5 protein-coding genes and 2 pseudogenes are annotated in these 14,693 nt (G+C 46.6%); all 7 read right to left on the bottom strand.

The features are described 5' to 3' along the window. Positions 1 to 424: 424 nt before the first annotated feature. Positions 425 to 4,633, bottom strand: coding sequence for an S-layer homology domain-containing protein (locus FHS16_RS02145; RefSeq protein ID WP_183558197.1), 4,209 nt, complete (start codon positions 4,631 to 4,633; stop codon positions 425 to 427). Between the two features lie 578 nt (positions 4,634 to 5,211). Then, entirely contained in the window at positions 5,212 to 6,861 is a 1,650-nt protein-coding gene (locus tag FHS16_RS02140) for a GTP-binding protein (protein ID WP_183558194.1), read from the bottom strand. A gap of 1 nt (position 6,862) precedes the next feature. After that, a complete protein-coding gene (cysD, locus tag FHS16_RS02135) occupies positions 6,863 to 7,786 on the bottom strand; it encodes a sulfate adenylyltransferase subunit CysD (RefSeq protein WP_246431536.1) in 924 nt (307 codons plus the stop codon). Between the two features lie 329 nt (positions 7,787 to 8,115). Continuing rightward, positions 8,116 to 12,675, bottom strand: a complete 4,560-nt coding sequence (locus tag FHS16_RS02130; protein WP_183558191.1) for an Ig-like domain-containing protein — start codon at positions 12,673 to 12,675, stop codon at positions 8,116 to 8,118. A gap of 240 nt (positions 12,676 to 12,915) precedes the next feature. Then, positions 12,916 to 13,167: pseudogene (locus FHS16_RS02125) on the bottom strand (transposase); the annotation flags it as partial. A gap of 1 nt (position 13,168) precedes the next feature. Further along, positions 13,169 to 13,300, bottom strand: a pseudogene (locus FHS16_RS02120) (sigma factor); the annotation flags it as partial. A 258-nt stretch (positions 13,301 to 13,558) separates the two neighbouring features. Beyond that, a complete protein-coding gene (locus FHS16_RS02115) occupies positions 13,559 to 14,587 on the bottom strand; it encodes an S-layer homology domain-containing protein (protein ID WP_246431535.1) in 1,029 nt (342 codons plus the stop codon). Between the last annotated feature and the right edge of the window lie 106 nt (positions 14,588 to 14,693).

The following is a 14,693-nucleotide window of genomic DNA, read 5'->3' as shown; positions in this document are numbered from 1 at the left end:
ATCTTGCGCATTTGCCATCGTGAACCTCCTTCGCTTCTGTTACCGCCATCTTACCTGTTCAAGCGCTTGATAAACAATCGATCAATTCTCCATGGCATGCACAAATCCGCGATCTCTCCCAATTTGGAGGATTAGCGTACTCAAACCAAGATAGGTTGATGAACAAATACGGCTCGCTAGCGATTCCGATGATCATATCGAGACATGAAAAAACACCGCAGCAGCAAGGCTTCCGCGGATTTGTTGATGCTGTGGCGGATTGGTTTGTTGACGCACAGCGGCGTCCCCTCTCTGCTTTTCAATTCCTTTCTAATGCTTGGCACATGCCGCATACAAAAGAAAACTGCCGTTAAAATCCCGGCAGTTTTCTGGGCGGATCGTTGTTCTTTATCCTTTATTTCCACCTTGTTCACTGGATATCTAATTATTTATTGTATACGCTGTAAAGCAGAACGGCAGCCTCCGCTCTGGTCGCTTTCGCAAGAGGATGTATCTTGCTTCCGCTCCCCTTAATCAGGCCTTCTTCAACCATTATTGCGATGTCCTCTGCTGCATAGGCTGCGATATCCTCCCTGTCTGCAAAGTTATCTAGGCTGATATCCAGTTCGGCTGCATGCCGTTTCTTCGCTATTGTCATAGCTCTTGCAGTCAAAACTATCATATCCTGCCTGCTAATCGTCTCTTTCGGATGAAAACGATTTTCTCCTTCTCCTTTCGCAAGGCCCAGCGCTTTTGCAATGCCTATTGCTTCATAGTAATAAGCTGATTCATTCAGATCGGCAAAATTCGAATCGGCTTTTGCCGTCAATCCAAGAGTCTTGATCAACAATAAAGTGAAATCCGCTCTGGTAACAGCGGCAGCTGGGTCGAAGGTATTCTCTCCGATTCCGTTAATGATGCCTTTAGATGCCAAGACGTTTACCGAGTCTTTTGCCCATTCATACTGTTCCAGATCCCCAAAACGTTTAAAAACAGACACAACGGAAAATGTTCCTGTACGCGTGGCTGTAAATGTGATCCTTCCCGCTTCCTTATCATACCTTCCGCTAGGTACAGGCTTGATGTTTCCCTGCCCATCTATTAACCATACCGTAAGATATTCCGGATCTTTCAGCTGCTCGGCTGTTGGCTTGTAAGCTACAGAAACGAATACAGGTTTCTCTAGATCGTTAAATTCCACGATTTCGCCGTCAGCCCATACTTCCAAATGGAGAACCGGGCTATTTCCAGCATTGTCCTTCACCTGTGCAGGAAGTGCCGCGATATTCCCGTTACCTATTCGTATGCCGATTTCTTTCGCCGAAACCTTAGCGCCTGAGAGCATGCCCGCCGGCACGGCCAGCGTGCCTAACTCGGTTTTTATCTCCATTCGTCTGACTGTATCGGCAATGGTAAGAAACTCAGCCGGGAGTACCGTCGTATAAGCCTTCGCTCCTTCAACCCTAGGGATGTCGACAGTAAATGTCTTATATCCGTCTTTGTCCACCGCTGTCTGCTCAAAAGCAGCCGCAATGTCTTTCATCGCCAGCATTATCTTTGCTTCTCCCGTTCTGGGATCAAGGACCGGCTTGGGGACACCCATCTCAGGCTTGACGGTGTTGTCGGTGTTGTCGGTGTTGTCCGGTTCTACGGACGTTCCCAATGTCCTAATCTTCACGGTGTTGGACTTTTCTGATTCTCCGCTCGCATTTTGGGCGATGATGTAATACATGTATTCGACACCCGGCTTTACCGTGCGGTCATAATAAGCGCCAACCTTGGCAGAACCGGGATTGTATACACTCTCGCCAACGGATTCCCTATATATGTTGTATTGAGTTGCATCGCCTTTGGCTGCCCATATGAGACCGACAAATGATTTCCCCACCAAACCAACAGTCAGATCGGAAGAGGTAGCGGGTACAGGCACTGCAATCGTAAGCGCATCGCTTTGCATGGACTCTCCCATTTCGTTTACAGCTGATATTTTGTAGGTGTAGCCTGACTCTGTCACATAAATGCTGTCATCAACGTAGACCGCTGACTCGGTACTGCCTACCTTCGCATATCCATTTTCTCCATTTTCTTTTCTATACAAGTTGTAACTCTCTGCCCCGTCTACTGGATTCCATAATATTTCAATAGATGAGGTCGTAACTGTACCTGCTAAAATGCCTGAAGGTACTTGCGGAGGAAGCACGGGCGGATTAGTCTCGGCACTAACACTGCTTGACTGGCCGGACTCGCCGCCAATGCCTATCGTCGATACCTTATAGAAATAGGCAGAAGAAGGACTCACCGTCTTATCGGTGTATTCTTCCGTTAAAGAAGCGCCAATCTTTTGGTAAGGACCTTCCTGTACCTCAGCTCTATAAATATTGTAGCTTGCGGCTCCGTCCACCGCTGTCCAGCCTAGTTCCACGCTCATGCTCTTTGCCGCTTCTACAGTTAGCCTCGCCGGCACAGGAGGTACGGGCTGCGATGGATCAAACGTAACTGCTTCTGCCATATTGGAGTAAGGAGATTCCCCTCCGGCATTCAAAGCTGACACTTTATATTGATAAGTAATCCCCCGAACGATGGCCGTATCCTCAAACGCTGCTGTCTCAGAACTGCCAATGGCTTTAAATGCATGGTTAATGGAAGAGGATCGATAAACGAGATAAGAGGCTGCTTCGCTCGCCGGTGACCAATTTAGCGATACAGCGGCACCTGATGCAGAATCAGCTGTCAACTCGGAAGGAGGAACTGCAGGCGGCTCTGTTTGCGGAGCTGTCGGTTTTAGAACAACGTAGTAGTTGCCCTTCGAAGTGCTGCCATTCGCCCCCATCGATACCAAAGTACCTGCTGAATAATGCTTTTTGTATAACCGGTACTGCACCGGCTGATCATCGGTAATATTCTCGCCTGTGTCCTCATAGGAGGATAACCATGCAGGAATCTCCGGAATCCTAGTATCGTATACCACATACACATCTGCATCAGCAGCCAGATAGAAGGAGAGCAGGTCACTGCTCGTAGCGCTTCTAGATTCCATAGCGGGCCGAATCCATTCCAAACCTTTCAGTGCATCCGGTATGGTTACGAGCTTATACATTTTGGTGCCGGTCGTTCGATCTCCATATTCCACATCGCCTGGCTGAAAATGATGTTGTACCGACCATTTAGACGCATTTAAGCTTCCATTTTTACTATTGTCGTTAATGACGACATTCCTGACCCATTCACCGTCCATACTGGTCTCTGGGGTTGGAGCAGGCGTTGGTTCCGGCTCTACCGGCGGTGTGAACGGCGGACCGGACCATGCCGGCGGGGTTAAGGGATAATGGGCAGGGAAGCCGCCAGCCGCCAGCTCATTCAAATAATCCTCCAGATGCGTATAGCCATCTCCATTGCTGTCACCGTTTCCGTCGCTCAAATCATTCGGATTCAGTCCTCTTGCTTGTTCCCAGACGTCAGGCATGCCATCCCGGTCTGTATCGGCTGGGCTGGATTCTTTTTTCAGCAGAGGGTATCCGCCTACATCATTCTCATGTCCAATAATAGCTCCCGTCTGGCTTCTTACTTGATCAACAACCCGCTGATCAACCGCATCCCTTGCCAGAGAAGATCCGGAGTGATCCAAAACGTGATTGTACGCATCTTCCGGTAATTCGGTATGAATGAGGGGGTATTCAAACCGCTCTGGCACCATAATGCTGGGCCTATCAGCCTCCATCATGCCCGCTCCCGTATCTGTTCCATCCAACATACCATTTTTATTGCTGTCAATACGATTGTTTTGGAGATACAATTGATAGTTCTCATTTCCGCGTACAATGGCATACTCCGGATCTACAGAGTTAATACCTGCAATAAAATAGTTCCCGACGACATTTCCGAACCCTTTGGTACCGGACTCCCCGCCAGCTACATACGGAAACTGTCCCCAGTTGTATACGACATTGTTCACAAAATCGATCTGCCCTTTTGTTTTTGGATTTCTGTCGTTATTGTGGGCATAGAGATTATGATGCATGGTGATGGTATTCATTTCAATTAAACCGCCCATGGAATGGGTAAGAAGAGCCTCCGAAATCATTGACCATTGTACGGTAATATTTTTGGATCTGGGATGATCATAATCTTTGCTCTTAATGGACAAGACTTCATCCGTCGCCCATGAAAAAGAGGAGTGGTCGATGATAACGTTTTGGCAGTCTTCAAAATACATGGCATCATCCTTGACGCTTAATTCACCCATGCGAAAGGTCAAATACCTGATGATAATATCTTTGCAATCAATGAACCGAATATTGTTTGATCGGATAGTCACGCCGTCCCCCGGAGCAGTTTGGCCTGCAATGGTGATATTAGATTTATTTCTCAGAATAATCTGGGGAGCAGTAATTTCTCCCGATATATCGAATACGATAGTGCGCGGCGTGTCCCCTACTGTCGTAAGCGCATCATGGAAGGTGCCCGGACCCGTAAGCTCATAGCTTGTGACATGATAAACCTCGCCGCCGCGTCCTCCTTTTGCAGCATAACCGAAACCTTCCGCTCCCGGAAACGCCTGAAGCACAGTAGCAGCAGCCTTTACTGTAGAATTATGCAACGGGAATATAGATAAACAAAGAACCAAACAAAGCATGTGTGCCAGAAGCCTTTTCATCCTGCACCTCCGCTAAATGATATTTGTTCATATAATAGGAAATTTGAAAATGTAAGCGTTGTCAACATTTAATTTTAAAGTCTATCCGTATACGTTTAGATACCGTATCTAAGTCATCGCTTCCGCCCCCTCTATTTATAGTCACGGTCATCATACCCCTAGCGTTTGAGAGCCGCAATTGCGATATCCTCCACGGAATGCACAATTCGGATATTTAGCAGGATGTATAGATATTGTTTGCTCCAGCAGCGATCGGTTGATCTTCTATCTGCCCAATATTCTTATTTCTTGATACAACTTTTGTATATATAAAGCAGCAATTAAAAACAGCGGCAGCTTGGGACAGGAAAATAAGCCCCAGACTACCGCTGATTTATTGAAACATCATTCTCTTTTGCCACTAAACCTGACTCCAAGCTTCAAGTTTATTTGCTGCATCAGTGGATCGGTACAATAACATCTTTTATTCATAAACGGGAGAAGCCGCCCTCCAATTAGTTGGAGGGCGGCTTCTTGAATACGTTTTATTTGAACCATACAATGCTTCACTTGATGTCCTGACCGAGTTTAACCTGAAACTAGACTTGGATGAGAGCCTTCACAACTTGTTTCACGGCATTATTAGCCGCTTCCTCGACCGAAGAGCTGTTTACAGCAACATCAATTGGCAAAAAGGCTTGGCCGATTATTTCTTGCGCAATGGCTTGGTCGTTGCCGCTCGTAGTGCCAACCAGTACCAAAGCAATAAGACCCGCGTTGTTTAGCAATGTGGCATAACCCGCGATTTGCCGCACAGATTCTCCTAAGCTGTTATCGATTAGCATCGTATGATAACCTCTAGCTACCAACCGTTTCTCGATTTCCTTCGCAATAGCCGAGTTGCCCGACACTGAACCAGTAAGCCAAAGCGTTAATGGCTGCTGCCCTTTTTGCTGTGCACGAACATCTCTTGTGATATCCGTATCGATCCGGTCGGCATTGCCAGAGCTTTGAAGCGCTTCGTCAATGACGCCGCAAGCGGATGTCATATTCGTTACACGATCAATGAGAATAAATCCACCAATGCTTTTATTTTTTTCAAACGCATCAAAAACAATACCATCTGATAATGAAAATTCACATTTAGCCACTTCATTCTTAACCACATGATCGGCTGAAACCGTCTTGCCTGTATTAATATCGATTTTGTGTTTAATTGCCGTCACAGTACCAGGAAGAACCTTTGTACCTACCTTCACCAGAACATTTTTTCCCGGCGTCAGGACAGAATCATCCATCCAAAGAATCGTGGCGCTAAAGCTGTCAGCCTCTTGGAGCTGATTGTCCTTCGTAAACACACAGCCGCGTGAAACGTCGACTTCCCGATCCAATTGAATCGTGACTGGTTGTCCAGCATGAGCCGAATTCCTGTCTTGATCTGTTACAAAGATGCGTTTAACCTTCGCCTTCTCACGGCTAGGCAGAGTTGTCAGTTCATCGCCAACTGCGATGCTGCCGGCTTCAATCTGCCCTTGGAATCCGCGGAATGTGTGGTCCGGTCGGCATACCCGTTGAATAGGCATCATAAACGGCTTCACGTCATCGTTCGCATGAACATCAACACTCTCCAAATAGGGAAGCAAAGCAAGACCCTCGTACCATGGCGTATTGGGCGATTTCTTTGTAATGTTATCCCCTTCTGTTGCAGAAACAGGGATCACCTGAATGCTTTCAAACTGGAATTCAGTCGTGAGGCGAGAGAATTCTTCTTTGATTTCATCAAATTTCTTCGTATCGAAACCAACCAAATCCATCTTGTTTACCGCCAAGACCAGATGCTTAATCCCCATGAGGGCGCAAATCCTTGTATGGCGCTTCGTTTGAGTAATAATCCCTTTGGTTGCGTCCACCAGAATAACGGCAAGATCCGCAAAGGATGCGCCAACGGCCATGTTGCGTGTATATTCTTCGTGTCCCGGTGTGTCCGCTACAATGAACGAACGGTAATCCGTCGTAAAATACCGAAATGCCACATCGATCGTAATTCCCTGCTCACGTTCGGCTATCAGCCCGTCAAGAAGCAAAGAGTAGTCAATTTTGCCGCCGCGGCTGCCCAGCCTGCTGTCCAGCTCCAATGCTCTCTCCTGGTCGGCGAACAAAAGCTTAGCCTCATAAAGCATATGCCCAATCAAAGTGGACTTTCCGTCATCCACACTTCCACATGTAATAAATTTAAGCAGAGTCTTCATCTTAGAAATAGCCCTCCCGTTTACGTCGTTCCATGCTGCCCGCTTCTTCCTGGTCGATAACCCTTGTTGTCCGTTCGGATGATACCGCACCAAGCGTTTCTTCAATAATAGCATCCAGCGTGTCCGCATCTGATTCGGCGCCGCCAGTCAATGGATAGCAGCCTAATGTGCGAAATCTCATCTTGATCATTTCAATCTTCTCGCCCGGCTCGAGCTTCATCCGCTCATCATCCGCCATAATAATCTGTCCATCGCGATTAACGACAGGCCTTTCTTTCGCCAAATAGAGGGGTACAATATCTATGTTCTCTCTGCGAATGTATTGCCAGATATCTTTTTCCGTCCAGTTGGATATCGGGAATACGCGAATGCTTTCACCCTTATTAATTCTCGTATTGAACAGCTTCCACATTTCCGGCCGCTGATTTTTCGGATCCCAGGCATGATTTTTATTACGGAATGAGAAAATCCGCTCCTTCGCACGTGACTTTTCCTCATCACGTCTTCCACCGCCAAAAGCAGCTGTAAATCCATACTTGTCCAAGCCTTGCTTCAGCGCTTGGGTTTTCATAATATCCGTATATGCGGAACCATGATCGAATGGGTTGATCCCTTGCTCGATTCCTTCCTGATTGGAGTGAACAATCATGTTGATTCCGAATTCTTTCGCCTTGCGGTCGCGGAATTCAATCATCTCTTTGAACTTCCACGTTGTGTCGATATGCATGAAAGGAAACGGCGGCTTCTCCGGATAAAATGCTTTCAGCGCCAAATGCAGCATCACAGAGCTATCCTTACCGATTGAGTACAGCATCACGGGATTTTCACATTCCGCCGCTACTTCTCGAATAATATAAATCGCTTCAGCCTCGAGTTGATCTAGATGTGTCGTTTCATCTATGGAATCAAGCATCAATTTGTCCATGAAAAAAGTGCCTCCTTTTAATCCTTACTAAATCTATAGACTATAATTTATATCCTATCAGATTTTCACTTTAATGCAAAGTGGAATAAAGTTTTTTCTTTTATTTTTTGAAGCGTTGTTTTTCATAAAAAGGATACCGAAACTGCTCACATTTCACCGACTAGAAAGTTTCTGCCTCTGGCATAGTCAATCCCAATTTTCTGAGAAGCCGCTCCTTTCTTTCTATATGATCCCAAGCCACATTTGCTATTGGTGATCTACGGACAGCACAAAGCCGCCACCCGGCTTGAAGTGACGGCTTTGTTGCGATAAGAATACAACGTCAGTGCTTAGGGTTTGCTCGCACTCTCAATATCTTTCAAAGCCCAATGGCTGAGAGGGACATCTGTCCAGGATGATTCGACTAAACCGGATTCCTGGAGCTTACGTTCGAACAATCGATTCAGGAATACGGTGCTCTCCGCTCTCGTTACTCCACGGTCAGGAAGAAATCTGCCATCCGGATATCCTGTGAGGATTCCCGCTTGCTGGACCGCTGCTATAACTTGCTCGGCCCAGTGCTCCTTGATGTCCGTGAAGCTTGATACGCTTGTAGGTAGAGAGAGTACCTTTAACTTCTGCGCGATTGCTGCAATCTCCGCCCTCGTAATCACGGCGCCTGGATCAAAGGAACCGTCCGGGTACCCATTCATTAATCCGGCTTGATTTACCTTCGCAATAGAATCAGCTGCCCAATAGGAATTTGGAACATCCACGTATTGTCGATCCTCTGCCATCTCATCCGAACTCGCAGGCAGCAATCTGGCGAGCATTGCAGCAAACTCCGATCTTTTCACGAATTGGTCTGGCTTAAAGCTGCCATCCTGGTAACCAAATACATAAGCGGTCCCCCTGTATTCTTCAAGAGAAATAACAGTGAAGAGACCGAATTTAGCTACTTCGATTTCAATCCCAAGCGGGTTTCCGTGCTCATCGTATTTGATTACACCCCGCTGCAGTCTCTTCTCGCCGTCGCTATACTCGATAAAGACAGAGAGGGAGTTCAGAAAGGCTTGTCGGAGCGCAGCGTTGCCTGGCAAGGAGGTGATCGGGAGCATAACTTTTGTAGCATGATCCTTATAGTTCGTCTCGATCGTAATCGAGCGTCCAATTACGTTAACTTCCTGATCGCCGGCAATCTCTTTAACCTCATCCGCACTCACGGAGCGGTCTGTAATAACTTGCTGCTCTCCCGAATTACGGACCGGAATAAACCGGAAATAAATATCCTTTCCCTCTGCCTGCAGGGCTTTGAGCGTTTCATGCGTCAGTGTATTTAAGATGTCTCCTACTTTTAATTCAACAACGAGCCCTGCTTCGCTCAACTCACGCAGAGATGACCTCGGTAGATTAACCATGATCTCATCAGCCTGACTTCCTGGAAACGGTGGATCCGTAATGATGACTCGCACGGAATGATTGGAAGACCGGTCAGCGCGGTCAATTATTTCCCTTGTTTTACTATAGCTCATATCAACCTTGTCCTCAATTATCCCGTTCGTTCCCTTTCTGACAATGTCGATTTTGATCAAAGGTTTAGCGGGGCCTTCATCCCCAACGAGCACTTCGCCTTGTCTCGTTTGACCTTGCGATGGTGCTGGTTCAGGTGAAGAGACCGATCTGATATTCGAAATAGCTTGTAACGCTTCCTCGCTCCAGTTGCCCGCTTCATCCTGTCCCCTCGCATACAGCGTGGTATTCGTATGGATCACTACAGGCTCGGTATAATTCGTATAGACACCATCTAATCCGAGCTTATATTGCTTCACCACAACATCATCTTCGTAAATTATCGTGGCAGTAACATGATCATAGGTTACTTCCACAGGTGTAACGGTGATTACTGGAATCGATGGGGCGAGTGTGTCCAAGATAAAGATTGCATCATACACCATACTCTTATTTCCAGCTGCATCTATGAATTGAACGTATACGGCTCTAGCTGATCCATCACCGGCTTCAATCTCATAATTCTTAGTAGAGGAGTACCTCTCTATAGCACTCCACGAAGAACCATCCTGTGATAGTCTCATTTGAATGTCCTCTGGATCAGTACCTTCCTTACCATCCTCCACCGTAAGGTCAAGACTCAGCATAAGATTATTAGATGTGGTACTACCATTCTTCAGGGCTATACTTCCCGTTGGAGGGGTTCTATCTATGTTGGCAATCGCAAGCATTGTTTCTGTGCTCCAGTTGCCCGCTGAATCCTTCACTTTGGCATATACATTAGTGTTGTTTTCTACAGTGACAGGCAGGGTATAAGGTTCGAATACGCTTCCCGCTCCATCACCGACTTTAATGTGCCGTTCCACGGCGTCATCCTCCGCAGCCTGATCTAAAAACCCTAAGGTAACCGTTACATCTGTATTGGTCCAAGCCGTTGTGCTCGGCTCAATGATCGGCGCAACCGGCACAAGAGTATCCAAGGTTATGGAAAAAATGACCTTCTCCGTGCCTACGTTACCTGCGGCATCAGTAGCCATGGCTTCAAATACGTGAATGCCATCTTCCAGAGTTATGCCTTTAAGATTGTAACTCCAATCGCCGAAAGCATCCGCAGTTACCGTAGTGATCTCTTCCGAATCGATCCATACCGTTATTTTGCTGAAAGATTCTGCTGCGCCCATCAACTCCTCAAATATCGGATTATTCGTAATTCCAAAATTATTCACGCTTATCGTTGAGGTTTTAACTTCGTTAATCGTTGGCGCATCAGGCTTTGACGTATCGTAGATGATCTTGAATTCGCTGGATCTGGCACTGCTTAGACCAAACTCCAAATCCGTTGCCATTGCACGGTAGGGATTATCCCCTTGCATCATGGAGCTCTGAACCAGCGACCATCGCCCCTCGGCAGTCACAACTGCAGTTCCTGCCGTTACGCTCATACCTAACTCGTTTTTCTTATACACTGTAATCGTAGTCCCTGCATCTCCCGTTCCATGAATGGTGACAGGTCTTTTATTCGTTGCTCCATCAACTGCTACAGGGATAACTACAGAGTCATCCATTACACTGAAGCCTGTAATTACAGGAACAGAAGGGAGTGATGTCTTGATCCTAACAGCAAAATCAGATGATTCCGGGCTTACATTCCCGGCAATATCCGTGGCGGTAGCCTTGAATGTGCGGACACCATCAGCAAGCGTTGTCCCTGTATAGTCGAATGACCATGTTCCATCGTCTGCTGCCGTTATCGTACCGATACTGCTGCTTCCATCATCCAAGTATATCGCGACAATGCTCTTCGCTTCCGCTGTTCCCTTAAGGATTAGGGTATTGTCTGTTGTTATGCGGTCGTCATCCGAATCGTCCAGCACCCTCGTTATTGCCGGAGCAGTAGGAGCGTCCAGATCAATCTCTACGACTTGCGACAGGGATCTGGCTCCGGTGATGTTCAATGTATTCGTCGCCGTTGCGGAGAATGTGTAGCTTCCCGCAGCCAACGTGGTTGCCGTATAATCATAGCTCCACGCTCCGCTCGCGTCAGCAGAAGTTGTTCCTGCAATAACATTGTCCACATATACCGTAACCGTTACAGAGGCTTCAGCAGTCCCTTTAATATACAAGGATTTATCGTTCGTAATATAGTCCGTTCCCGATCTCCCGCTATCCTCCGCAATCCCCGTTATTATTGGCGGAAGCGGAGCGAGATCCGGATTCACTTTTGTTTTCACCAGATACATCTGCGAAGAATTGGTGCTTCCAACCAAGACATATTCATTGTTAGGAAGAGCTTTGATGTCATAGGCAGTGTCGAAGCTCGCTCCTCCGAAATTCGTTTCCCACAGCACATCACCCGAAGCATTGATTTTAAACATATAGATGTCATTAGGACCATTGGTATAGGAGTAGGTTCTGCCCGCTACCATATAACCGCCGTTCGCAGCTTCAATGACAGAAACGCCAACATCGCTGAGACTGCCCCCGACTGCCTTCTTCCAAGCGGCTTCACCAAGACTATTCGTCTTCACCAGATAGGCATCCCCATTAAATGAACCATTAGGCTTCGTCTCTCCGGCTAAAATAAATCCACCATCCGATGTGGCCGTAACGGAGTTGAAGAGCTCCGTCTGTCCGCTTTCACCATAGGTTTGTTCCCAGACGAATTCCCCTGCAGCATCGTATTTAATTAGAACGGCATCAGACGTGTTTGGCGCAGATGTAGCTTTCTTAGATCCGGCAACAACGAATCCATTATCTGCTGTCAGCGTTATGTCAAATACATCATAGCTGTCATCCGGTGATAAGTATTGTTCTTCCCAGAGGATCACTCCATTGGCAGCAAGCTTATACACCTGAATATCATAATTATTCGCTCCGGTATTCGTTCTGCTGAGGACAAGATACCCGTCAGACGTCTCAACGATTCCCCGGCCGGCTTGTTCTCCGCTGCCTCCGAGATGCTTCTCCCACTGCATGTCCCCGGATGCATCCGTCTTCACGACAAAAGTATCATAGTAGGTAGACGCCGAGTAAGAATATCCCGTCATCAGATACCCCCCATCAGAGGTTGCGATTATAGAATTAAACATATCATTGCCTTCCGTACCACCGAACTGCTTAGGCTCGCCGACGAGATCGCCAATTAAATTCGTCTTCAGCCATACTGCATCCGTGTGGCTGGATACAGGATCAGAAACGATCTTCTGCCCTGCAATAACATAACCGTCCGCTAAAGGTATAACTCCGTAACCAATGTCTGATCCTGAGCTTCCCAGTACCTTCTCAAGATCAAGCACCTGCTCAGGTTCGGCTGGTGCTGCTGACATTTGAGCCGCATACAAAGCGAAACTAATAGATACAGTAATCAGTAAAGCAATAAATCGATTTCGATTCTTCTTCATTGTGTTGCCTCCATTGATGTCTTTCTATAAGTCCACCGCAATTTTACCATATTAATCTCTGAATCACTTCCCTTTTTTGATATAAATCGGTCATGCACCGTATGAAGAGATGTACATTCTAAAGTGGTCAAAAAGAAAACTGCCCATTATATAAGAGAGCTGATAAAAGTCTAACTTTTTGTTTAAATGAGCTCTGATAGCTGGAAAAATAAAGGTATAATACAAAAAAGCAGTCCATCTTTATTCGAAGGCGGGCTGCTTTCGTTCATTTAGCTTCACCACCCGCTTTACGTTCACTACGAAAGCGGTGAGGTACGCTTGGATGCGCATGCGGAATAAGCCGTGGTATCTTGCTGTAGCCATACCGTGAAACCTCTTCATTTCCGCATTTTTATGATCAATAATCGGTCTTCGCCGAATCCGTACTTTGAACGTATCGCTGAGTTCGAATTCGATCTGCTCTTTAAAATGTTCCTCTATCATTCGAATGGAATTTCGTGCCTCTTCCAGTCTGGAAGCTCTCAATAGCTTTGATCAGCCCAATTGTTCCAATCGAGATCAAGTCCTCGAGATCCTCCCCGGTATTGTCGAATTTTTTGACTATGTGTGCACAACCTAATGTCATTATTTCATGATGACCTCATCGCTACCAGTGATGAAAAGCTAATCCTTTTTTTCTTATTAAAACCGCTGGCGCAATTAAGATACCGTTTTTACGCGGATAACGATTTCATTTGACATGTGTCTGGAGCCTTGTCATGCACATGCTCTTCTCACACAACAAAAAAGGAAGCACATTTATGAAAACATGCCTCCGATTATTGATTGAAACTTTTTCCCTAAGAAATAATGTCGATTACAAATGATTACTGGATATCACGTATCACTTTTTTGCATCAATCAAACGAAGCAGCATAATCGTCGCTTCAGCCCGTGTAGCAGGATCCGTAGGAGCGAATCGATTACCGTTCTTGCCCTTAATGATGCCCAAATCAGCGGCGGCCGCGACGGACGGAAGCGCCCATGGCTTAATATGTTGCTTATCGGCAAATGAGACCTTTGCGTTCGGATTAAGCTCGCCGTCATAAAGCCTCATGATCAAGACAGCCATTTCGGACCTGCTAATCAATTGGTTCGGTCGGAAGCTTCCATCCGCATAGCCTTTAATAAGGCCAGCCTGTTCCGTTTCCGCGATATAAGACCTCGCCCAAACAGGGATTTTATCTACATCACTGAAATTCAGCGTCATACCGCCTTTAGCTTCGAAATCAAAAGCCCTCGCGGTCATAACAACGAACTCCGCGCGCGTAATCTTCAAATCCGGACGGAAAGTTCCATCACCGTAACCGCTCACAAACCCCATATTGACAGCGCGTTCTATCCCTTCTTTGGCCCAATGACCCGCAATATCCTTGAATGTTCCGGAACTTCCCGCTGCTTGCACTGCGATGTCTACTTTCGTTCTCGGCTTGACAACAGTATCAGTAAGATCGCTTTTCACCAGCTTCACGCGCGTTAATTCTATTGTCGACTTTTCCGTATGATTGCCAATGACTTCGAAAGTGACTGCTGCGAGCTCGACTTTTCCAGATAGGCCGACGACCTTTCCGACCTTCGTATGCGCGAACACGACAAGGCCATCCTCAGGAGCAATCGGTACGGAGAACCCTTGCAGCAAGCTTGCGCTTTTTTTGTACAATAGTTTGTTTTTATCGTACTTCAAATTGATTTCGAAGCCATATACATCGGTAAGATCCGTTCCCGTCACCGTCACCACAACTTGATTTCCCTTCATGGATGCATGATTGGAGATTGATAAGCTAAAGGAAGCGTCCTTGGCCATTGCATACACCGGCAGCACGCAAAGTGCAAGCCAAGCAGCTAGAAGCATCATTCCGACTCGATATTTCAAGCGAATTCCCTTCCTTTCAAGATTTAAGATTTGATCAAGCTAATATTCTCGATTCGAAACGGGCGTAATGATAACGCCATTTTAAATTCCAAAATAAAGAAATGGC

Origin of the sequence: Paenibacillus endophyticus (assembly GCF_014192395.1) — a bacterium.
GTDB classification, from domain to species: Bacteria; Bacillota; Bacilli; order Paenibacillales; family Paenibacillaceae; genus Pristimantibacillus; species Pristimantibacillus endophyticus.
The sequence above is the reverse complement of the archived record's forward strand: the minus strand, read 5'-3'. Positions and strand labels throughout refer to the sequence as shown.